This is a genomic window from Clostridium acidisoli DSM 12555, assembly GCF_900176305.1.
In the GTDB taxonomy this organism is placed as follows: Bacteria; Bacillota; Clostridia; order Clostridiales; family Clostridiaceae; genus Clostridium_I; species Clostridium_I acidisoli.
Window position 1 is genome coordinate 383,136 of sequence record NZ_FWXH01000003.1, and the last position, 21,539, is coordinate 404,674.

General features: G+C 29.9%; 25 protein-coding genes. 24 read left to right on the forward strand and 1 reads right to left on the reverse strand.

Annotation, left to right across the window (positions count from 1 at the left end; all coding sequences use genetic code 11):
• The first annotated feature begins 13 nt into the window (after nt 1–13).
• The 13 genes from recA to B8978_RS07010 all read left to right on the forward strand — a co-directional run bounded on the left by recA (nt 14) and on the right by B8978_RS07010 (nt 11,930).
• Nucleotides 14–1,081, forward strand: coding sequence for a recombinase RecA (gene recA, locus B8978_RS06955; RefSeq protein WP_084114916.1), 1,068 nt, complete (start codon nt 14–16; stop codon nt 1,079–1,081).
• A gap of 224 nt (nt 1,082–1,305) precedes the next feature.
• A complete protein-coding gene (rny, locus tag B8978_RS06960; protein WP_084114917.1) occupies nt 1,306–2,856 on the forward strand; it encodes a ribonuclease Y in 1,551 nt (516 codons plus the stop codon).
• 263 nt (nt 2,857–3,119) lie between these two features.
• On the forward strand, nt 3,120–3,380 hold the full coding sequence (locus B8978_RS06965) for a stage V sporulation protein S (protein ID WP_084114918.1): 261 nt from the start codon (nt 3,120–3,122) through the stop codon (nt 3,378–3,380).
• A 185-nt stretch (nt 3,381–3,565) separates the two neighbouring features.
• The gene (locus B8978_RS06970; RefSeq protein WP_084114919.1) at nt 3,566–4,438 is read left to right on the forward strand and encodes a decaprenyl-phosphate phosphoribosyltransferase; all 873 of its coding nucleotides are present in this window, start codon (nt 3,566–3,568) and stop codon (nt 4,436–4,438) included.
• A 65-nt stretch (nt 4,439–4,503) separates the two neighbouring features.
• A complete protein-coding gene (locus B8978_RS06975; protein ID WP_084114920.1) occupies nt 4,504–5,700 on the forward strand; it encodes a pyridoxal phosphate-dependent aminotransferase in 1,197 nt (398 codons plus the stop codon).
• 118 nt (nt 5,701–5,818) lie between these two features.
• Nucleotides 5,819–6,277: a PTS sugar transporter subunit IIA gene (locus B8978_RS06980; RefSeq protein ID WP_084114921.1), complete on the forward strand. Its 459-nt coding sequence runs from the start codon at nt 5,819–5,821 to the stop codon at nt 6,275–6,277.
• A 92-nt stretch (nt 6,278–6,369) separates the two neighbouring features.
• Nucleotides 6,370–6,630 carry an HPr family phosphocarrier protein gene (locus tag B8978_RS06985; RefSeq protein WP_084114922.1) on the forward strand — a complete coding sequence of 87 codons (261 nt, stop codon included), beginning with the start codon at nt 6,370–6,372 and terminating at the stop codon, nt 6,628–6,630.
• Between the two features lie 168 nt (nt 6,631–6,798).
• A complete protein-coding gene (gene purB / locus B8978_RS06990; protein WP_084114923.1) occupies nt 6,799–8,229 on the forward strand; it encodes an adenylosuccinate lyase in 1,431 nt (476 codons plus the stop codon).
• 69 nt (nt 8,230–8,298) lie between these two features.
• Entirely contained in the window at nt 8,299–9,075 is a 777-nt protein-coding gene (locus tag B8978_RS06995; RefSeq protein ID WP_341435442.1) for an alpha/beta fold hydrolase, read from the forward strand.
• Nucleotides 9,076–9,131: 56 nt separating this feature from the next.
• Nucleotides 9,132–10,235 carry a stage II sporulation protein P gene (locus B8978_RS07000; protein WP_084114925.1) on the forward strand — a complete coding sequence of 368 codons (1,104 nt, stop codon included), beginning with the start codon at nt 9,132–9,134 and terminating at the stop codon, nt 10,233–10,235.
• 198 nt (nt 10,236–10,433) lie between these two features.
• Complete coding sequence (locus tag B8978_RS20175) at nt 10,434–10,640, forward strand: alpha/beta hydrolase (RefSeq protein WP_242950500.1); 207 nt, start codon at nt 10,434–10,436, stop codon at nt 10,638–10,640.
• Nucleotides 10,634–11,110, forward strand: a complete 477-nt coding sequence (locus B8978_RS07005) for a hypothetical protein (protein WP_242950501.1) — start codon at nt 10,634–10,636, stop codon at nt 11,108–11,110. The genes B8978_RS20175 and B8978_RS07005 overlap by 7 nt, the downstream gene beginning before the upstream one ends.
• A complete protein-coding gene (locus B8978_RS07010; protein ID WP_084114926.1) occupies nt 11,100–11,930 on the forward strand; it encodes an alpha/beta fold hydrolase in 831 nt (276 codons plus the stop codon). Before B8978_RS07005 ends, B8978_RS07010 begins: the two co-directional genes overlap by 11 nt.
• Before the next feature lie 88 nt (nt 11,931–12,018).
• Here B8978_RS07010 and B8978_RS07015 read toward each other — a convergent pair whose 3' ends face one another.
• Nucleotides 12,019–12,558 (reverse strand): GNAT family N-acetyltransferase, encoded by a 540-nt coding sequence (locus B8978_RS07015; RefSeq protein WP_084114927.1) that lies wholly within the window; start codon nt 12,556–12,558, stop codon nt 12,019–12,021.
• A 406-nt stretch (nt 12,559–12,964) separates the two neighbouring features.
• On the opposite strand from B8978_RS07015, the gene B8978_RS07020 reads away from it, so the two are divergent.
• From B8978_RS07020 to B8978_RS07070, 11 genes are all read left to right on the forward strand, one after another.
• On the forward strand, nt 12,965–13,792 hold the full coding sequence (locus tag B8978_RS07020) for a helix-turn-helix domain-containing protein (protein WP_084114928.1): 828 nt from the start codon (nt 12,965–12,967) through the stop codon (nt 13,790–13,792).
• A 26-nt stretch (nt 13,793–13,818) separates the two neighbouring features.
• Nucleotides 13,819–14,241 (forward strand): DUF2000 domain-containing protein, encoded by a 423-nt coding sequence (locus tag B8978_RS07025; RefSeq protein ID WP_084114929.1) that lies wholly within the window; start codon nt 13,819–13,821, stop codon nt 14,239–14,241.
• Nucleotides 14,242–14,365: 124 nt separating this feature from the next.
• A complete protein-coding gene (locus tag B8978_RS07030) occupies nt 14,366–15,556 on the forward strand; it encodes an MFS transporter (protein WP_139796003.1) in 1,191 nt (396 codons plus the stop codon).
• Nucleotides 15,557–15,635: 79 nt separating this feature from the next.
• On the forward strand, nt 15,636–16,529 hold the full coding sequence (locus tag B8978_RS07035; RefSeq protein WP_423236706.1) for an SDR family oxidoreductase: 894 nt from the start codon (nt 15,636–15,638) through the stop codon (nt 16,527–16,529).
• Nucleotides 16,530–16,818: 289 nt separating this feature from the next.
• On the forward strand, nt 16,819–17,289 hold the full coding sequence (locus tag B8978_RS07040) for an HIT family protein (protein ID WP_084114932.1): 471 nt from the start codon (nt 16,819–16,821) through the stop codon (nt 17,287–17,289).
• Nucleotides 17,290–17,451: 162 nt separating this feature from the next.
• Nucleotides 17,452–18,243 (forward strand): sugar phosphate isomerase/epimerase family protein, encoded by a 792-nt coding sequence (locus tag B8978_RS07045; protein WP_084114933.1) that lies wholly within the window; start codon nt 17,452–17,454, stop codon nt 18,241–18,243.
• A gap of 62 nt (nt 18,244–18,305) precedes the next feature.
• Nucleotides 18,306–18,905, forward strand: a complete 600-nt coding sequence (locus tag B8978_RS07050; protein WP_084114934.1) for a TetR/AcrR family transcriptional regulator — start codon at nt 18,306–18,308, stop codon at nt 18,903–18,905.
• A 10-nt stretch (nt 18,906–18,915) separates the two neighbouring features.
• Nucleotides 18,916–19,326: an FMN-binding protein gene (locus tag B8978_RS07055; protein ID WP_084114935.1), complete on the forward strand. Its 411-nt coding sequence runs from the start codon at nt 18,916–18,918 to the stop codon at nt 19,324–19,326.
• Between the two features lie 10 nt (nt 19,327–19,336).
• On the forward strand, nt 19,337–20,278 hold the full coding sequence (locus tag B8978_RS07060; protein WP_084114936.1) for an FAD:protein FMN transferase: 942 nt from the start codon (nt 19,337–19,339) through the stop codon (nt 20,276–20,278).
• 27 nt (nt 20,279–20,305) lie between these two features.
• Nucleotides 20,306–20,695, forward strand: coding sequence for a hypothetical protein (locus tag B8978_RS07065; protein WP_084114937.1), 390 nt, complete (start codon nt 20,306–20,308; stop codon nt 20,693–20,695).
• A 120-nt stretch (nt 20,696–20,815) separates the two neighbouring features.
• Nucleotides 20,816–21,523 (forward strand): thioesterase II family protein, encoded by a 708-nt coding sequence (locus tag B8978_RS07070; RefSeq protein WP_242950502.1) that lies wholly within the window; start codon nt 20,816–20,818, stop codon nt 21,521–21,523.
• Nucleotides 21,524–21,539 lie beyond the last annotated feature (16 nt).

Genomic DNA, 21,539 nt, shown 5'->3' on the forward strand with positions numbered 1-21,539 from the left:
AAGGGGATATAATATGGATAATGAAAAATTAAAAGCTTTAGAGGCTGCACTAGGACAAATTGAAAAACAATTTGGAAAAGGTTCTATAATGAAATTAGGTGAGAACAGTACTTTAGACGTTGATTCCATTTCAACTGGCTGTTTATCTTTAGATATAGCGTTAGGAATAGGTGGAGTACCAAAAGGAAGAATAATTGAAGTTTATGGCCCAGAATCTTCCGGTAAAACTACTGTTGCACTTCATATCATAGCAGAAGCACAAAAAAAAGGGGGCGCTGCAGCTTTTATTGATGCAGAGCATGCTTTAGATCCAGCTTATGCTAGAGTGTTAGGCGTAGATACTGAAAATCTAATAATTTCTCAACCAGACACAGGAGAACAAGCACTAGAAATAACAGAAGCATTAGTTAGATCAGGAGCAATAGATGTAATTGTTATTGACTCTGTTGCAGCTCTTGTACCAAGAGCTGAAATAGAAGGAGAAATGGGAGATTCTCATGTTGGACTTCAGGCTAGACTTATGTCCCAAGCACTTAGAAAGCTTGCTGGTTCAATTAACAAATCAAAATGTGTTGCTGTATTTATAAATCAGTTAAGAGAAAAAGTTGGAATAATGTTTGGTAATCCAGAAGTAACTCCAGGAGGAAGAGCACTAAAATTCTATTCTTCTGTAAGAATGGATATTAGGAGAATAGATTCCATAAAACAAGGTGAGGATGTTCTTGGAAATAGAACTAGAGTAAAAGTTGTTAAAAATAAGATAGCGCCACCATTTAAAAAAGCTGAATTTGACATTATGTATAATGGGGGAATTTCAAAAGAAGGAAACATTGTAGATGTTGGTGTTCAAGAAGAGATAATTCAGAAAAGTGGAGCTTGGTTTTCTTATGGAGATATTAGACTTGGGCAAGGTCGTGAAAATGCTAAGCAGTATTTGAAAGAAAATGTAGATGTAAGTCTTGAAATAGAGAATAAAATAAGAGCTAAATACAATCTTCCTCTTTCAGAAGTAATACCTAATAAAACTAATAAAACTGATAAAAAGGACGAAGCAACGGCATCAAAAAAAGAAAATAATTAATAAAAAGGAGTTTCTATGTTTTTCATAGAGGCTTCTTTTTATTATTATCAATGTCAATTTTACTTGCTTGACATCAATGTTAAATTAATATACAATTAACTTAAATACAAATACTGGTTTAGCATATTCAAATGATTGCCAAATGAATATATATGACACCTTTTCAAAGCTTTCATTTTCACAATTTATAACTGCTATAATAAGCAAAGGAGGTGTTTTCGGCAATGGTAAATAACTATTGGATTTTATCTGTCATAGTTGTCGTTGTACTGGCAATTCTGATAGTTGCAATTGAACTTTATGTTAGAAAAAAATATTCTTGGGCTAAAATATCAAAAGCTGAGGAAGTTGCAAAAGATATAAAGGATGATGCTATCAGAGAAGCTGAATCAATGAAAAAAGAAGCTATATTAGAGGCGAAGGAAGAAGTTCATAGACTCAGAAATGATTTTGAAAAAGAGACACGTGAACGGAGATCTGAAGTCCAAAGACTAGAAAGAAGAAATATTCAAAGAGAAGAAGCACTTGAAAAAAAGAGTGAATTTTTTGAAAAAAGAGAAGATAGTTTTAATGTACGTGACAGTGCGTTGAAAGAAAAAGAAGAAAAAGTTGAAGAATTATATCAAAATCAGAGAAAAGAGCTTGAAAGACTTTCAAATTTGAGTTCTGAGGAAGCAAAACAAATACTGCTTGATGAAATAAGAAAAGATATTAAGCATGATGCAGCTGTAATGATTAAAGAAGTTGAAACAAGAGCTAAAGAAGAAGCCGATAAAAAGGCAAGAGAAATTATTACATGTGCAATACAAAGATGTGCAGCTGATCATGTTGCTGAATCCACAGTATATGTTGTATCTTTACCTAATGATGAAATGAAAGGTAGAATAATTGGTAGAGAAGGTCGAAACATAAGGGCATTAGAAACTCTTACAGGAATTGACCTAATTATTGATGATACTCCTGAGGCTGTTATACTTTCAGGATTTGACCCTATCAGAAGAGAAGTTGCTAGAATAGCACTTGAAAAACTAATATTAGATGGAAGAATCCATCCTGCTAGGATTGAAGAGATGGTTGAAAAAGCTAAAAAAGAGGTAGAAAACGACATAAAAGAAGAAGGGGAACAGGCTACTTTCGAGACAGGTATACATGGGTTACATGCTGAGATCATAAGATTACTTGGAAGATTAAAGTATAGAACTAGTTATGGCCAGAATGTCTTAAAACATTCTATAGAAGTCTCATATTTAGCGGGTTTTATGGCTTCTGAACTTGGTATGGATCCAACACTTGCAAAGAGAGCTGGTTTATTACATGATATAGGTAAAGCAGTAGATCATGAAGTTGAAGGTCCTCATGCATTAATTGGTTCAGAAACAGCAAAAAAATATCATGAATCATCAGTTATTGTTAATGCTATAGCTGCACATCATGGTGATGTGGAACCTCAATCATTAGAAGCCATACTTGTTCAGGCTGCAGATGCTATATCAGCTGCAAGACCTGGTGCAAGAAGAGAAACTTTAGAGGCTTATATAAAACGTTTAGAGAAACTTGAAGAAATTTCAAACTCATACGAAGGTGTAGAAAAGTCATATGCCATTCAGGCTGGAAGAGAAATTAGAATAATGGTTAAACCAGAAAGTGTTGATGACGCAGGTTCAGCAGAGATGGCTAGGAATATTGTTAAAAGAATAGAAAGTGAACTAGAATATCCTGGTCAAATTAAAATAAATGTTATAAGAGAAACCCGCGCAATTGAATATGCAAAATAGAATTTTCTTATATTAAAAAATACCCTCTATCTTTAGAGGGTATTTTTAATTAATTTCCATATTAACGAATCGTAAATATAATAACACGCATTTTTAATATTAGATATTATGAATAGGTTTTCAGTTAAAAAAAGGAATTAATTACTTTAAACGTTAAAATAATTTCTACTAAAAAAAGGAATAATTTATTATATGTAGAATAATATACCTGTAGAATGCTTTATTTAGTTTTACTAATATATAACTAACAGGAGGGTGTTAATATGGAAGTATTAAAAGTTTCAGCAAAATCGAATCCAAATTCAGTAGCAGGTGCTTTGGCCGGTGTGCTTAGAGAAAGAGGGGCAGCAGAGATACAAGCCATAGGTGCAGGAGCAATAAATCAAGCAGTTAAAGCTATAGCTATAGCAAGAGGGTTTGTAGCACCTAGTGGTATTGATTTGATTTGTATACCAGCATTTACGGATATTGAAATAGATGGTGAAGAAAGAACTGCAATAAAGCTTATTGTACAACCAAGGTAGTTTTTTGAAATAATATTTTTCATTATATAAATAAAAGGATTGTTTTAATCATATTAAAGCAATCCTTTTATTTATATGTTTTTAATGCATAAATATATTCATATTTTATGGCATACCCTTTTAATTAGTATGAAAATATGTTAAATTAGAGAATAGCATAAACATTTTAACTTTTGGAGGTAAGAATGAAAGATATAAGACTTAAATACATACTTAAACTTATGAGACCTAAGCAATGGCTAAAAAACTTTTTTGTATTTGCAGCAATAATATTTTCTGGAAAATTTGAAAATAAAAATATATTTCTTTTGAATTTAGGGGTTTTTGCACTGTTTTGCCTTATTTCATCAGCAGTTTACGTGTTAAATGATTTAGTTGATGTCGAGAAAGACAAGCAACATCCAGATAAAAAAAACAGACCCATTGCCAGTGGCAAGGTGTCTAAGACTCAGGCAATGATTTTAGAGCTATGCATATTATGTATAGTATTAATATTATCCTATAACGTAAACTTAAGAATATTAGCGGTTCTTATAACCTATTACGTTATGAATGTATTATATTCATTTAAACTTAAAAATGTTGTTATAGTAGATGTTATGATAATAACCTTTGGATTTGTACTTAGAGTAATAAGTGGAAGTATAGTGACAAATGTGCAGCTATCTCCTTGGCTTATATTATGTACAATATTAATTTCACTGTTTTTGGCACTAAATAAGAGGAGAAGTGAGATTGTTACATTAAAAGATAATAAATCTTCTCATAGAAAAATACTAGAGGAATATTCTATTGAATTAATAGACAATATGCTTACAATTGTTACACCAAGCATATTAATGACTTATTGCCTTTACACTTTTAGTTCCATACAAAGTAGAACAATGATGATAACCATACCATTTGTTTTATATGGAATATTTAGATATCAATACTTGGTTTCTAAAAAAAATGTTGGGGGAAAACCAGAGGATGTTTTTCAAAATGACTTACCATTTTTAATTGATGTGGTTTTGTGGGCAATTTTAATAATAGTTATCATATATTTTAAATTATAATGTAAGGCATATTTTTATATGTCTAATCAAATAAAACTTATATAAAATTACTAGGAGGTATCTTTATGATTTTTTCCAAAAATTCAGAAAATATTTCACCATCAGTAACGCTTTCAATTACTGCAAGAGTTGCACAAATGAAAAAAGAGGGTATAGACGTAATAGGTTTTGGTGTTGGAGAGCCTGATTTTAACACACCTGAAAACATTCAAGATGCAGCAATAAATGCAATGAAAAAAGGTTTTACTAAATACACTTCTGCATCAGGAATAATAGAACTTAAAGAAGCTTTAGTGAATAAATTTAAAAGAGACAACAATTTAAATTATAGTGTTTCACAAATAATAGTATCAACAGGTGGAAAACAATGCCTTTCTAATCTTTTTCAAGCTGTTTTAAATGAAGGCGATGAGGTAATATTAGCTTCTCCTTATTGGGTTACATATCCTGAACTTATTAAATTATATAATGGAAATCCAATTATAGTTGAAACTGATGAGAAAGACGCCTTTAAATTGACGCTAAAGCAGTTAGAAAAGGCATATACTGATAAAACAAAGGCAGTGTTACTAAATAGTCCTAATAATCCAACTGGAACTGTTTATAATAGGCAAGAACTTGAACAAATTGCTGATTTCGCAAAAAAACACAATATTTTAATAATTTCGGATGAAATGTACGAGAAGCTTATCTATGGTGATTCAAAACATATAAGTATAGCAAGTATTAGTGAGGATGCTTTTAATAGAACTGTTGTAATAAATGGGATGTCAAAGACATATGCTATGACTGGTTGGAGAATAGGATATGCAGCTTCTGGCAATGATTATATTATTAAACTCATGTCTAATATACAAAGTCATACAACCTCAAATCCTAATTCAATTGCTCAATATGCATCTGTAGAGGCATTAAACGGTGACCAGAGTTCGGTTGAGCTAATGAAGGAACAATTTAAAATAAGAAGAGATTATATGGTTGAAAAAATAAATAGTATAGAGAATATCTCATGTTTAAAACCGGAAGGTGCATTTTATGTAATGCTTAATATAAGTAAGCTAATGGGCAAGAAAATTGATGGTACTTTAATTAATAATTCTTTAGATTTTACTGAAAAATTGCTTGATAAAAATAAAGTTGCAGTTGTACCAGGAGATGCTTTTGGTGTTTCTAAATATGTAAGACTTTCTTATGCTACATCCTTAGAAAATATTAAAGAGGGATTACAAAGAATAGAAGATTTTGTCTCTCAAATAAAATAAGTTATAAGTTTAAATAAAGATATATATAAGAACGTACAAAAAAATAGAATTTAGTATGAATCCATGTAAGAAAATAGTATATTAAATATATACTATTTTTTATTTGTGGGGTGATATTATGGGAAAAATATTAGAACTTTTGCAACCAATTAACGGCTCTATTATTCCTTTATCAGAATTAAATGATTATTTATTTAATAAAAAGATGATGGGTGAAGGGGTAGCGATTAAACCTAAGGACAATTATGTATTTTCACCAATAGACGGGGAGGTAGCAGTTATATATGAATCTAAACATGCTATTATAATTAAATCTGACACAGGCATACAGGTTCTTATTCATATTGGGTTAGATACTGCAAAATTAGAAGGAAGAGGTTTTGGTAGTTATGTTAAAGAGGGAGATAAGGTGTCTGCTGGAGACAAATTAATTTTTTTTGATCGTGAATATTTAGAAACTAAATCATCATTGGATACTCCGATAGTTGTAACAAATCCAGAACTTATAGAAAGTATTGAAATTAATTACGGTTGTAAAAATGCCAAATGTAAATTTGCCACCATTAAGTTAAAGTAGACAAATTTCGAAAATTCACTTGAACTTGATAAAATATAGTGTTAAACTTATATGGTAATTAAGTTTATTAGTTAGTAGAGGTGGATGAGACAATGGTTACAAAAGAAGCTACAGTTAAAAGTGCTACTGGTTTACACGCAAGACCAGCTACATTGTTAGTAAAGAAAGCGTCTTCATTTAAATCAGATATTAGCATTGAAAACAATGGTAAAAAAGCGAATATTAAAAGTTTAATAGGTGTTTTATCATTAGGTGTAACAAAAGATTCAGTTGTTAAAGTAATCGCTTCAGGTGATGATGAAGCTTTAGCAGCAGAAGAAATAGTAAAGTTAATTGAATCAATAGAAGAATAATTAAGTTGGTTTAATTACATAATAAAAGGATAGCTAATGCTATCCTTTTATTTTTAGGCAAACATAAAAAAAACACGAACAAAAACGTTTTAAAACTAAATAATGTATGATATAATATGAAATATATTTAACAATCAAGATTTTATGTTCACTAGGAGGAAACCTTTTATGAGAAATGTATATGAAACACCTTTAAATAAAAGATATGCATCAAAAGAAATGTCATATCTTTTTTCTGATGAAAAGAAATTTAGGACATGGAGAAAATTATGGGTAGCTTTAGCAGAAAGCGAAAAAGAACTTGGTTTAAATATAACAGAGGAGCAAGTTGCTGAACTAAAAGCTCATATGGAAGATATAAACTATGAAGTAGCTGAAGAAAGAGAAAAGGAAGTAAGACATGATGTAATGAGCCATGTATATGCTTATGGAGTTCAATGTCCTAAAGCAAAAGGTATAATACATCTTGGTGCTACAAGCTGTTATGTAGGTGACAATACAGATATAATTGTAATGAGGGAAGCTTTAATACTTATAAAAAATAAGATTTTAAATGTTATTGCTCATCTAACAAATTTTGCATTAAAATATAAGAGTTTGCCTACGTTAGGATTTACGCATCTTCAACCAGCACAACTTACAACTGTAGGTAAAAGAGCTACACTTTGGATACAGGATTTACTTTTAGACATTGAAAACATAGATTTTGTAATTGACACTATAAAACTTAGAGGTGTAAAAGGAACAACTGGAACTCAGGCAAGTTTTATGGAGTTATTTAATGGTGACGAAGAAAAAATTAAAACTCTTGAAAAAAAAGTAACTGAAAAAATGAATTTTGAAAAAGCATATAATGTTACTGGTCAAACTTACCCAAGGAAGGTTGATTCTATAGTACTTAACACTCTTTCAGAAGTAGCTCAAAGTGCATATAAATTTAGTAATGACCTTAGAATACTTCAAAACTTAAAAGAAATAGAAGAACCTTTTGAAGCACACCAAATAGGATCGTCTGCCATGGCATATAAAAGAAATCCTATGAGATCAGAGAGAATAAGTGCACTTTCAAGATATATAATTATTAATTCGCTCAATCCTGCAATAACAGCAGGAACCCAATGGTTTGAAAGAACCTTGGACGATTCTGCGAACAAGAGGATAGCAGTCCCAGAAGCTTTCTTAGCTTTAGATGGAGTACTAAACTTATACATAAACATCTCAAGCAACTTAGTAGTTTATCCAAAGGTCATAGCTTCTAGAGTAAGCAGTGAACTTCCATTTATGGCTACAGAAAATATACTTATGGAAGCCGTAAAAAGAGGTGGAGATAGACAAGAATTACATGAAAAAATAAGAGTTTATTCAATGGAAACTGGAAAGAGAGTAAAAGAAGAAGGTCTAGATAATGATTTGATGTCAAGAATAGCAAAAGATTCTTCATTTAAGCTACAAGAAAATGATGTGCTTACTATTCTTGATTCTAAAAATTTCATTGGTAGAGCACCAGGTCAGGTAGATGACTTTGTTAACGAATGTATAAGCCCTCTTTTAGAAGCAAATAAAGAAAATTTAGGTATTACAGTAGATATAAACGTATAAACATATTCTAAAAAAATCACAGTGAACTTATGGTTGCTGTGGTTTTTGTTTTTAATAATCCAAATTGAGGTGATATTATTGAAATTTTATGAATTTGGAAATGAACGAAACCCTGCTATTATGCTTTTACCAGGGACATGTTGTCACTGGAGAAATAATTTTTCGGATGTAATTGATTTACTTGCAGAAAACTTCTTTGTTGTTTGTGTATCGCATGATGGGTTTGATGAAACAGAAAAAACAGAATTTCCAGATATGCTGACAGAAACAGAAAAAATAGAGGCATATATCAAGGAACGGTTTCATGGGAAGATACATGCAGTTTATGGATGCTCGCTTGGAGGTTCATTTGTAGGATTGCTAGTACAGAGAAAGAACATTCACATGAATCATGGCATTTTGGGGAGTTCAGATTTAGATCAGGCTTCTGAAAAAGTGGCTAAAGTAAAGGCAAAGCTCATAATATTACTTTTTCATAAGATGTTACAGTCTGGAAAAGTTCCAGGATTCCTGAGGAAAAGGATGGTTAAGCATGGAACAGAGAACTATGCAAAAAATGGACTACGTATGATGGGAATCGGTGGGGTAGATGTCTCATTTGTAAGCAAAAAGAGCATGGAAAATCAATTTTATTCGGATCTTGTAACACTTCTGGAGGATAACATTGAAACAGCAGGTACGATAATACATTGCTTTTATGCTTCTAAAATGGGAGAAGAATATAAAAAAAGGTATCAGAAGCATTTTGCTCAGCCACATATAGTGGAACACGATTTATTGCATGAAGAACTTCTGGTTTGTTATCCAAATGAATGGGCAGATACGATAAAAAATTGTATATTGTAATACTGGTTATATATACACATTATTTTTCATAAAGTTAATATATGGAGGTAATGTGCATGGGTGAGAAAAATATAAACAATTCGATAAACACATTTATATTAGTTCTTGGTATAAGCGTAATGATATTTTCTATTTATATATCTACCAATCTTTTTAATGAGCAGAAAATTTTGCAGGGAACAAATGTAGGCAAGGGAAATATGTTTTATACACAAGTACTTAATTATACGATGCCTGTAGTAAAGGTTACAAGTTTTGATGAAGAAGATATGGCAGAAAGTACTTTTTCTGTAAAAAGTGCTGTTTTAAATTATATGGGAATTAATTTAAGCAATCCTTATGAAATATTAAAGAAGGAAATAGCGTATTTTAATAGTGATAATAACGATACAATTAATAATGATAATAAAAGCTCTAAAGACATAACTGGTTATAATTTAAATGATAAAGATATAACCAAAGATAATGGGACTACTGATTCAGTTAATAATACCAATTCATCTAGTCAAACTTTTCAGGTGTACAACCCTAAACTAAAAAAAAATAATGCTGATACAAAGCCAGAAATACTCATATATCATTCGCATACTACTGAAAGTTATGGCGTTTATGGGCCTGATAATATGGATCCAACGAAAAATGTGTGTGCTGTTGGAGACGAAATTGCCAAAACTCTTTCAAATGATTACGGTATTTCTGTAATACATGATACAACAATTCATAATGCTACAGATTACAATGGAAGTTATAAAAGGTCTAGACAAACCTTAAACAAATATTTAGCTAAATATGGTGATTTTAAAATGATAATTGATTTGCACAGAGATTCGGATCCTAATAAAAATAATGTTACTACTACAATAAATGGTGAAAGCTTAGGAAAGTTTATGTTTGTTATGACAAGAAAAAATCCTCATTTTGATAAAAATATGATTATTGTGAATTCTTTACTCAATACATCTAAGAAGTATTTTCCGCAATTAACCATTGGAAATGGAGTGTATTATTATGATTATGGAATGAATTTTTTTAATCAAGATGAAAGCAACAATGCATTTTTATTAGAAGTTGGTTCTATTTCAAATACACTAGATGAATCAAAGGGAACAGCAAAGTATATTGCACGAGCTATTGCAGAATATATAAATGGTGAAAAGTAAATTTATGTTTTATCCGATGACTAAAATCCGTAACCAAGAACTCTGTTTATAAATATATTTGAGAAATAAACTTCTTCTTATAATATGGAAGAAGTTTATTTATTTGACAATGCTTTGATATCAAAGTATAATAATAGTACAAATAGTTTGATACCAAAGTATTTTTCCAAATATCCAATATAAGTAGGGAGGTTTTTTATGAATATAACACGAGAAACAATTAAAGGTAATGGATTTAGTGTCCCAAGCATAGTTTTCACACCATCAGATTTACAGGGAGCAGCTGTGATAATTCATGGATATGGCGGCTCTAAAGAAGAACAATTAGGCTTAGCATATAGAGTAGCTGAAGCGGGACTAAAAACTTTTGTTATTGATTTAAGAGGTCATGGCGAAATATGTTAAGTTTAGATGAGAAAGTTTTATTCGATGTAGAAAATGTAATAAAATATTGTAAGTCTCTTGGAAAGACAGTTGCAATTGGACATTCATTAGGTGGAATACTTGCACTAATAAGTAGTGCAGATTTCGCAATAGGAATATCACCTGCACTTAATAAAATCTTTGGAGAAGAAACTCAAAAGATTTTAACAAATGTAAGAGGATATAGAGTCAAAGAGGTTTTTTCAGGGAAATTTTTAGAAATACTTCAAAAACTTCCGAGAGTTAATTTTAATGATGACATGAAAAAAACAATTATTTATGGTTCACGGGATATACCAGAGATAGTAAACTCATGCAATAGCTTTAAAAATGGGAATTCATCAGTTATAGAGATAGAAAATGCAATGCATAGTGATATTTTTACACTTGAAAATACATTTCAAAGTGTAATTAGTCAAATAAAAAAGTGGAGGGAACAAAATGATATGTAAATTAGAAAATATAGAAGTAAATTATGAGGCATATGGTGCTGGAACACCGATTCTCATGTTACATGGATCTCCAGTAGACCATCGATTAATGAAAGGATGTATGGAACCTGTATTTAATAATAGAGATGGATATAAAAGAATTTATATGGATCTTCCAGGAATGGGAAAAACTAAAGGTGAATCTTGGATTACAAATATAGATGAAATGCTAGAGGTAGTAATTAAATTTATTGAAAAAGTTATTCCAAATGAAAACTTTTTAATTGCTGGTGAATCCTACGGTGGGTACTTATCAAGGGGAGTAATATATAAACTTGGAAGTAGAATAGATGGATTATTGTTAATATGTCCTGCTATTATTTTACAGTATGAGAAACGCAATGTTCCAAAGCATACTGTTTTAAAGAGAGATGTCACACTATTATCACAACTCAATCCATCTGATGCCGAAAGCTTTAATTCCATTCAGGTAGTACAAAGTAAAAGTATTTGGGAAAGATATAGAGATGAAATATTGTCTGGTATAGAGGTAGCAGATATTGAGTTTTTAGAAAATATCGATGCTAATGGATATAAATTTTCTTTTGATGTAGATAATATGGAAGAAAATTTTAATAAACCCACACTTATGCTACTAGGACGTCAAGATTCGCGGGTAGGGTATAAAGATGCTTGGAGCATTTTAGAAAAATATCCAAGGGCAACCTTTGCTGTGCTTGATAGTGCAGGACATAATTTACAGCTTGAACAATCAGAAATATTTAACTGTCTAACTAATGAATGGCTGGATAGAATTGAAGAGGATAGCACTAAACAATAAATGTTTTAGATAACTTTGTTTTGAGAATAGCACATGTTGCTATTCTGTGCTATTCTCAAAACAAAAGGATTGTATATTGGCTGTATTTTTAATCGTAGTGCTTATGCCATTCTGATTTTAATATAGCATATTCATATGTGTCAAACCATATGGGTTGTCCATTACTATCAGTTTTAAAATAAATATTTTGTAAAAGCATACCTTCACGTCTCATTTGTAAACGCTCAAGAAGCTTCCAAGAACGAGTATTCTTTGAACTACACATAGCAATAATACGTCTTGCACCTAAATTTGAAAATGCGTAGTCAAGTAATCTCTTTGCACTCTCTGTGGCATAACCCTTGATTTGATACTTTCTATTAAAAACATAACCCAATTCAAAAGTATTAAAGTCTTCTTTACTTAAATATAGGTTTCCAATTAACTTTCCACTTTCTTTTAAGCAAACTGCGTAAAAAGATTCAATATTTGCTCTATTAATTGATTCTTCTTTAGCTTGATTTTCAGAATAAGTATCATAAGGCTCAAATTTAACAACTTGTTCATCACATAAATATTCATATAAATCATGCCAATCATTTTCTTTAAACTTTCTAATAATTAATCTATCTGAAACTATATTTTCCATTTTTATCTCCCTTTTTATTCTATAGAAGATGTATACCTCCTATAATTTTAACTGTTCTAAGAATTTCTACTTTCATGAAAATTCCTCCTTCCCTTAAAATTAAATCTATATAAAATGAATAGATTGCTAAATAGAATAATATGTACTTTACAAATAAATATGTAAAAGTAAATACCAATATTATACCATATTTAATAACGATATACATATATCCAATAATTAATAAGACACATAAAAAAATAACAAGTTAAGATTGCAATATGATTTTGTTTAACATAAGGAAACAGGTTCAGTTTATTAATATCTAAAGCATTAATATTCAATTGACGTTGAGCAATATCATACAAGAACTAATAAATCTATTTATGTTATCCTTAAAACAAATAGTAAGAAAGGAGAAGCATGAATGCAAAAAGAAATTCGAAATGTTTGTTTTGATGCAGAACTAAATATCGAAGCTTATAATTTTAAAGGAGTAATGCAAAAATTTCCTAATCATTTTCATGAATATTATGTAATAGGTTTTATTGAAGATGGTGAGAGGTATTTATCTTGTAAGAATAAAGAATACACGGTGAAAAAAGGAGATTTACTTGTATTTAATCCTGGTGACAATCATACTTGTAAGCAGATTGATGGCAGAGCTTTGGATTATCGATGCATCAATATTAAGCCAGAAGTTATGAGTAAAGTAGTTTATGAAATAACAGGTAAAGGATATCTACCTTATTTTACACAACAAGTAGTTTTCCATAGTGACCTAATATTATCTTTGAGTGAACTTCACCTTATGATAATGCAAGAAGAAAAGGACTTTAAAAAGGAAGAAATATTCCTTTTTCTCATAAAACAGCTAATTGAGGAATGTACAGAAGCAACTACATATGAAGTAACAGGACAATCAAGTACAGAGATAAAAACAGTATGTGAATTTTTAGAAAAAAACTACAGAAAAAACATTACTTTAGATAATTTAAGTGAGCTTACAGGAGTAAGCAAATATTATTTATTACGTTCATTTACGAAACAAAAGGGCATTTCTCCGTATAGCTATTTGGAAACTGTTCGTATTAATAAGGCAAAAAAATTATTGGAGAAGTGTATACCACCTATTGATGTTGCATTGCAGACAGGTTTTAATGATCAAAGTCATTTTTCCAATTTCTTTAAAAAATTCATAGGGTTGACACCAAAGCAGTATATGAATATTTTTAATGACGATGATAAATCATAATATATTAAAGAAGGAGAAAAGCGAAAATGAACGAGCAAAGTACAAAATGTGTAATGATAATAGATGAAAATTTACCACTGGGAATAATATCAAACACAGTAGCAATATTAGGAATAACACTTGGAAAACATATTCCTGAGTTGGTAGGCGAAGATGTTTTTGATGCTACAGGACAAAGTCATTTGGGAATTATTAAAGTACCCGTACCAATTTTAAAAGGAAATAAAGAAATTCTTAAAGAACTGAGAGAAAAACTATATACTTCTGCGTTTGAGGATATAATCGTAGTTGATTTCTCAGATGTTGCCAAGGGTTGTAATATATACAGTGAATACATGCAGAAAGCATCAACTATATCGGAAACGGAACATACTTACTTGGGACTTGCTATTTGTGGCAATAAGAAAAAAATTAACAAGCTAACAGGAAGTATGCCCTTATTAAGATAAAAAATATACAAATAAATAAATTATGTCTTTACAAAACTGAACGTATAGTTTATTATATAAATATAAACTATACGTTCAGTTTTGTATTTTTATCTAAAAATTTTAGTAAGAAGGAGAAGAAATGATGAATAAAGAAAATATAAACAAAAAAACTTTTATATTGAGCAAATCAATTATATTATTAATGGCTATTACTTGTGGGGTTACAGTAGCAAATTTGTATTATAGTCAACCTTTATTGTCACAAATAGCTAATACTTTTCATGTTTCACAAGCAAGTGCAGGGATTGTGTCTACGTTAACACAAATAGGTTATGCATTTGGATTATTTTTTTTCGTACCACTTGGTGATGTAAAGGAACGTCGTTCATTAATTATAAAAATGTTGTGTTTTATTGCAATTGCTCTTCTAATTGTAGCAGTTGCACCTAGCTATCCAATATTGCTAATTGCATCATTTCTCGTTGGGTTTACAACAATAGTTCCTCAAATTATAGTACCTTTTGCAGCCCATTTAGCAAAGCCTAAAGAAAGAGGTAAAATAATAGGCATAGTTATGAGTGGCGTACTCATAGGAATTTTACTTTCAAGAACATTTAGTGGATTGATTGGAGGAAAATTTGGATGGAGAATAGTGTATTTTTGTGCAGCAAGCTTTATGATATTATTTGCAGTTTTAATAAAAAAACTATTACCTACTAGTATTCCAAGTTCTAATATTTCTTATAAAAATCTATTATCATCAATAGTGCCATTATTTAAAAGTGAACCAGTGCTTAGGGAAGCTTCAATTAATGGCGCAGCAATGTTTGCTTCATTTAGCGCATTTTGGACAGCTTTAGTTTTCTTATTAGGAACAAGTACTTACAAAATGGGCTCAAGGGAGGCAGGATTATTTGGATTAGTGGGAGTAGCAGGAGCATTGATTGCACCTTTTGTTGGAAAAATATCTGATAAAAAAACACCAAGATTCACAATTGGTATAGCTATAACTCTCTCAACTTTATCATATATTTGTTTCTGGTTTTTAGGATATAAATTGTTAGGGTTAATAATAGGAATTATTTTACTTGACATTGGAAGTCAAACAGGATTAGTATCCAATCAAGCTAGAATTCAAGCATTAAATGATGAGTCACGTAGTAGGATAAATACAGTTTTTATGGTGTTCTATTTTATGGGAGGAGCAGTTGGGTCATTTTTAGGAGCTTTAGGTTGGCAATATTACGGCTGGCATGGAGTGTGCCTAGTTGGAATTTTGTTTCAATTGATAGCCATGATATTCCATTTTATAATTTATAGAAAAAATAATTAAACTATATAGGTATTGAATATGTAGTTATAGTTTTGGGAAATAATAAATATAGCAAAAGCATTACATCTTACATTTTATTATGAAATGGAAAGGAAGATTTTTAATGTCTAATAATATAAATTATCCTAAAACTGTACCTGCTCAAAAGCAAGATAAACAACCAGGACTAGAAACACTTATGAATCCTAAACCAATTTATGAAAACAAAGAATATAAGGGCACAGAAAAACTTAAAGATAAGGTTGCTGTAATTACAGGAGGCGATAGTGGGATAGGAAAAGCTGTGTCCATAGCCTATGCTAAAGAAGGGGCTAAAATAGCAATAATATATTTGGATGAAACTGAAGATGCTGAAGATACTAAGAAAATCATAGAAAACATAGGCTCAGAATGTCTATTAGTTGCAGGCGATATAGGTGAAGAGGAATTTTGCAAAACGGCTATAGATAAAATAATTAAAAAATATAACAAGATAGATATATTAGTTAATAATGCAGGAGAACAACACCCTCAAAATAGTATTGAAGATATAACGAAGCAGCAACTTGAGAGAACCTTCAAGACAAATATATTTGCAATGTTTTATATAACAAAAAAGGTCATGCCGTATCTTAAAGATGGCAGTGCAATAATAAATACAACATCTATAACTGCTTATAAAGGACATAAAACATTAATTGATTATTCTTCAAGTAAAGGTGCAATAGTTTCATTTACTAGATCATTATCTTTATCACTTGCAAGCAGAAACATAAGAGTTAATGCGGTGGCACCTGGACCAATTTGGACTCCATTGATACCAGCATCTTTTAGTGAAACTGATGTGGGAAAATTTGGAAGTGATACACCTTTAGGGAGACCAGGACAACCAGAAGAATTAGCTAATGCTTATGTTTTTTTAGCTTCGGATGGTGCTTCTTTCATTTCAGGTCAAACTATTCATGTAAATGGCGGAGAAGTTTTTAATAGCTGAACTGGAACTAATAAACACTGAACAAATCGGTAAAACTTTGAATAAACTGGCGTTATGCTGCTTGTAGCAGCAAACCCAAGAGTTAAGGTACAATAGCCTTAGCTCTTTTTTGATGAAGAAAAAGGTGAGCACAATAGCTAAACTTTTCGTAAATTACAAAACAGGTCGAATTAATACATTAAGTTTTTACCCACTATTAAAATTAAATAATAAGTGTATACTAATAGTATATTGTAATTATAATCCAAATATCATTTATATTTGTGAATTTAAAAGGAGATAAAAATATATGAGCTATTGGAAAAATGATAGAATTGCTTCAGCAGTAAAAGGAGAAAATCCAACAGTATTAACAAAGATGAAAAGTGGATTTGCAGTAATAGGGGATCCACAGTTCCTGCCAGGATATTGTATACTTATAGCTTATCCAAAGGTAAAAAGCTTAAATGATTTAACTATTAAACAAAGAACAGATTTTTTGCTTGACATGAGTTTAATTGGAGATGCTATTACTGCTGTATATAATCCATTAAGAGTAAATTATGATATACTGGGCAACACAGATGAATTTCTCCATGCACATATTTTCCCACGTTATGAATGGGAAGAGGAAGAACGAAGAAAATATCCGGTGTGGCTATATCCAAAAGAAAATTGGAGTATTGAAAAATATCAGTTTAATGATGAAAAACATGGTGAAATGAAAATGCAATTAACTGAAAAACTTATGGAGTTAATGAAAAAGAATTGTATGCCTTGACCCCATCTGAGTGTTAGTTGAACTAAATCCAGTGCATAGCAACCGTTAACTCTCCAATTGCAAAAGTAGAGAATCCAAATCTTGATTTGGTGTGAATCACTTTATCTTTTAGATCTAAGGAGAGCCTTATGGATGGTAACGAATGTATAAAAGGAGAAGTTTATGAAATATGGTATGCCAACTTTAATTGAAATTGATAATATTGAAAATTGTACTGCATTATGTAAAGAACTTAAATTAGATTTTATTGAGTTAAATATGAATCTTCCTCAATATCAAATTGATAAAATTGATATTTCAAAATTTAAATCAGTTGCTAAAAAAGAGAATGTATTTTTTACAATTCATCTTGAAGAAAATTTAAATGTTTGTGATTTTAACAGAAATGTTTCTGATGCCTATACAAAGACAGTTTTATCAACTATTGAAATAGCAAAACGGCTTCATGTGCCTATTTTAAATATGCATATGAGTAATGGTGTTCATTTTACTTTACCAAAAGAAAAAGTATATTTGTTTAATCAATATAGTGAAATTTATTTATCTAAGCTTAAAGAGTTTAGAGTTTTATGTGAAAAAGCCATAAGCAATAGCAATATTAAAATATGTATTGAAAATTGTGATGGATATAAAGATTTTACAAAGGAAGGAATAGAGATTTTATTAGAAAGTAATGTATTTGGGCTGACTTTTGATATTGGACATAATCATAGCATTAATGGAATAGACGAGCCTTTTATTAAAAAGCATATAGATAAATTACATCACATGCATATTCATGATGCAATAGGAAACAAAAATCATCTTGCCATAGGAACTGGGGAAATAGACATTAAACAAAAAATAAATTTGGCAAGGGAGCATAATTGTACATGCGTCTTTGAAACAAAAACAATTAATGGATTAAAACAATCAGTAGGAAATCTAAAAAGGTATATTGACTTTGTGGTATAAAATACCTATAATCTTAATATAACAGTGTTAGATTTTATAACTATATTATTAGGAGGAAATTAATGAGCACAAAGGAAAGACGTGAAAGGGAAAGGGCAGAATTAAGAGAAAAGATAATTAAAGCTGCAGAAGAACTTTTTGCAGAGGATGGGTATAAAAATATTAGTATGAGAAAAATATCAGCTAAGATAGATTATTCACTTCCAACAATATATCAATACTTTAAAAACAAGGCAGATATATTATTTTATATTTATCAAGAAAACAATGGTAAACTTCTTGAAGTAATGAGTCAAATAAGCACTGAAAAGCATTCGAATATTAAAAAATTAAAACTTATGGGTCAGGCTTATATTAAATTTGGTATGGAAAATTCTAATTATTATGAACTTGCTTATATGAGTAATGCTATTAGATATGAGGATGAACTAATTTATAACGATATGGATTCACCAGGATTTAAGGTATATAAGTTGCTTTTAGATACTGTGAAGGGATGTAAATTGGAAGGATATTTTAAAAATGTTGATTATGAAATTACAGCTCAATGTCTTTGGTCAGGCATTCATGGAATAATATCTTTGTTAATTATGCATTCTGAATTTCCATGGAAGGATAAAAATCTGCTAATAGAAAATATGATAAATCAACTTATCAAATAGGGGGATTCCAATGGTAAATACAAAGAGGATAATTTATGCAGTCACAGCTTTAGCTATAGTGGTAGGAGTATCTTTAGGTGCTAGATATTATATAAAACTTCAAAATTACAATAAAATTATAAATGGAATTTCTATTAAGGAAGTTAACTTAGCTAAGGTCTCTGATGGGACATACAAAGGCTCCTTTGATGCTTTGATGATTGAAGCAGATACAAGCGTTACAGTAAAAAATCATAAAATTGTTGACATAAAACTACTGCATCATAAAAATGAAAGAGGAAAACCTGCAGAAGTAATTCCAATGAGAGTTGTTAAAGCTCAATCACTAAAGGTAGACACCGTATCCGGAGCGACTAACAGCAGTAAAGTTATTTTAATGTCAATTCAGAAGGCCCTAGAAAAGGGTTCTATAAAAAGTTAGGAGCTTTTATATGGAAACAAAATATGAAACTGAATTTTTTGCTATGGGTACTGTAATAAATCAAAAAGTTTATGGGAAAAATTCAGAATTTGCATGCATACAGGTTGAAAATGAAATAAAAAGAATAGAGAATATTATGAGTTTCTTTCTAGAAGACAGTGATATAAATAAACTAAACAAAAATGCTGGAAAGAGCAAAATAAAATTAGAAGAAGAGACAATCTATGTTATTAATAAAGCAAAACAATTATCAAAGCTCTCTTCTGGTGCTTTTGATATTACTACAGGCCCACTAGTTAAATTATGGGGAGTTTTTACTAATCATGCTAAAGTACCTAATAAAAAAGAGATAGATGAAGCTCAAAAGTTAATAAGATATGAAGATATAATAATTGATGTAAAATCAAATTTGGCCATGCTAAGAAGAAAAGGACAAATGGTTGATCTTGGCGCAATAGCTAAGGGCTATGCAGCAGATAAGGCCATAGAAATTTATAAAAAAAATGGAATTAAGTCTGCATTTATTAACATTGGTGGAAACGTAATGGTTTTAGGTAAAAAAAATCATGGAGATTTATGGACAATAGGAATTCAAAATCCTGATAAGGTTAGAGGTGAATGTATAGGTGCATTACTGCTAGAAGATGCTTCAGTAGTAACTTCCGGTGGTTATGTAAGATATTTTGAAAAAAATAATATTAAATATCATCATATTATGGATTTTAGAACTGGGTATCCTTGCTCCTCAGGACTTAAAAGTGTAACGGCTATTTCAAATAAGTCTATTGAAGCAGATGCACTATCTACAGCAATTTTTGTTTTAGGTTATGAAAATGGAAGGAAATTAGTTGATAATATTGATGGGTTAGAGGCAATATTTATTACAGAAAATGATGAAATTAAAATAACAGAAGGGCTTAAAGATAAATTTGTTTTATTTGAATGTGTTTAGAAAAAACTGTAGATGGAGGATTTAAAAGTGTATCTTAAAGAAAAAATATTAGGCTTTATAAGTATAATTTTTATATTATTGAATCTTAGCTACATACTTGTTAAATATATTAAAAAAATAAATAAAAGCATTAAGATAGATATGAAAAAGGTTTTAAGAGTACACTGCTTTGCAGGAATAGTTGCAGCAATTATAGCTATTGTGCATATTGGAAATAATGTGTTAGATCCTGAATTTTCTTTTGGGTATATATCTTTTGTAATTATGTTATTAATAATAATCACAGGTATAATTGTTAAATACTACAGAGAGGTTTTATTTATAAAGAAAATTTACTGGAGACTTATGCATATTATGTTAACCATTTTTTTTATTATGATGTTGTTTCTACATGTATTGACAAATTTTGTGTATTAAAAGTTAACATAAATATATTTTTTTTACAATTTGAGCAACAATTTTACATAAAAATAGTTGCTTTTGCATTTAATTTATTGTATACTACAAACAAATAAAAAATAAAGTTGAAGGTAGCTTATGAAAATGAGAAAAGTTAAACTGTTCTGTATCCCACATGCTGGTGGTTCAGCTACTTCATATTTAAAGTTAAAAAAATACATAAACTCTCACATAGAAGTTTGTCCTATAGAACTAGCAGGCAGGGGGAGAAGATTTAATGAGAATTTTTATGATAGCATAGAAGAAGCTGTTTACGATGTATATAAGATAATTGAAAGTGATCTAGATTATGAATATGCTATTTTGGGTCACAGCATGGGAAGTTTAATAGCTTTTGAATTAGCTCATCATATAATTAAATTAAAAAAACAAAACCCAATACATATCTTTTTTTCTGGAAGAAAGTCACCTAATATTATTTATGCAAACAATCAAATTCACAAATTGCCTGAAGAGGAATTGAAAAATAAAATTTTTCAATTTTCAGGCACACCTAAAGAAATTTTTGAAAACGAAAAAATTTTTCGAACATTTTTACCAATCTTGCGAGCAGATTTTAAAATTTGTGAACAATACAAATATAAAGAAAAGTCTTCTAAATTAAATTTTGACATTTCAATATTAAACGGAAATATGGATGATATAAAAATAAAGCATATAGCAGATTGGAGGAAGTTTACATCAAAAAAATGTAACATACGTTTTTTTCAAGGAGGACATTTCTATATTAATCATAATTGGAATAATTTAAGTGATTTTATAAACTCAATAATAGATAAAACTTGAAATTAAATAATTTTGG

Excerpts from the sequence above, each read along its gene's own strand:
- B8978_RS07020 (WP_084114928.1), top strand. The coding sequence starts at position 12,965 with ATGCAAAAAGAAATTCGAAATGTTTGTTTTGATGCAGAACTAAATATC.
- B8978_RS07060 (WP_084114936.1), top strand. The coding sequence starts at position 19,337 with ATGGAAACAAAATATGAAACTGAATTTTTTGCTATGGGTACTGTAATA.
- B8978_RS07010 (WP_084114926.1), top strand. The coding sequence starts at position 11,100 with ATGATATGTAAATTAGAAAATATAGAAGTAAATTATGAGGCATATGGT.
- B8978_RS07030 (WP_139796003.1), top strand. The coding sequence starts at position 14,366 with ATGAATAAAGAAAATATAAACAAAAAAACTTTTATATTGAGCAAATCA.
- B8978_RS07035 (WP_423236706.1), top strand. The coding sequence starts at position 15,636 with ATGAAATGGAAAGGAAGATTTTTAATGTCTAATAATATAAATTATCCT.
- B8978_RS07015 (WP_084114927.1), bottom strand. The coding sequence starts at position 12,558 with ATGGAAAATATAGTTTCAGATAGATTAATTATTAGAAAGTTTAAAGAA.
- B8978_RS07040 (WP_084114932.1), top strand. The coding sequence starts at position 16,819 with ATGAGCTATTGGAAAAATGATAGAATTGCTTCAGCAGTAAAAGGAGAA.
- B8978_RS06985 (WP_084114922.1), top strand. The coding sequence starts at position 6,370 with ATGGTTACAAAAGAAGCTACAGTTAAAAGTGCTACTGGTTTACACGCA.
- rny (WP_084114917.1), top strand. The coding sequence starts at position 1,306 with ATGGTAAATAACTATTGGATTTTATCTGTCATAGTTGTCGTTGTACTG.
- B8978_RS06965 (WP_084114918.1), top strand. The coding sequence starts at position 3,120 with ATGGAAGTATTAAAAGTTTCAGCAAAATCGAATCCAAATTCAGTAGCA.
- B8978_RS07050 (WP_084114934.1), top strand. The coding sequence starts at position 18,306 with ATGAGCACAAAGGAAAGACGTGAAAGGGAAAGGGCAGAATTAAGAGAA.
- B8978_RS07055 (WP_084114935.1), top strand. The coding sequence starts at position 18,916 with ATGGTAAATACAAAGAGGATAATTTATGCAGTCACAGCTTTAGCTATA.
- B8978_RS07045 (WP_084114933.1), top strand. The coding sequence starts at position 17,452 with ATGAAATATGGTATGCCAACTTTAATTGAAATTGATAATATTGAAAAT.
- B8978_RS06970 (WP_084114919.1), top strand. The coding sequence starts at position 3,566 with ATGAAAGATATAAGACTTAAATACATACTTAAACTTATGAGACCTAAG.
- purB (WP_084114923.1), top strand. The coding sequence starts at position 6,799 with ATGAGAAATGTATATGAAACACCTTTAAATAAAAGATATGCATCAAAA.
- B8978_RS06975 (WP_084114920.1), top strand. The coding sequence starts at position 4,504 with ATGATTTTTTCCAAAAATTCAGAAAATATTTCACCATCAGTAACGCTT.
- B8978_RS07025 (WP_084114929.1), top strand. The coding sequence starts at position 13,819 with ATGAACGAGCAAAGTACAAAATGTGTAATGATAATAGATGAAAATTTA.
- B8978_RS20175 (WP_242950500.1), top strand. The coding sequence starts at position 10,434 with ATGAATATAACACGAGAAACAATTAAAGGTAATGGATTTAGTGTCCCA.
- recA (WP_084114916.1), top strand. The coding sequence starts at position 14 with ATGGATAATGAAAAATTAAAAGCTTTAGAGGCTGCACTAGGACAAATT.
- B8978_RS06980 (WP_084114921.1), top strand. The coding sequence starts at position 5,819 with ATGGGAAAAATATTAGAACTTTTGCAACCAATTAACGGCTCTATTATT.
- B8978_RS07000 (WP_084114925.1), top strand. The coding sequence starts at position 9,132 with ATGGGTGAGAAAAATATAAACAATTCGATAAACACATTTATATTAGTT.
- B8978_RS07005 (WP_242950501.1), top strand. The coding sequence starts at position 10,634 with ATGTTAAGTTTAGATGAGAAAGTTTTATTCGATGTAGAAAATGTAATA.
- B8978_RS07070 (WP_242950502.1), top strand. The coding sequence starts at position 20,816 with ATGAAAATGAGAAAAGTTAAACTGTTCTGTATCCCACATGCTGGTGGT.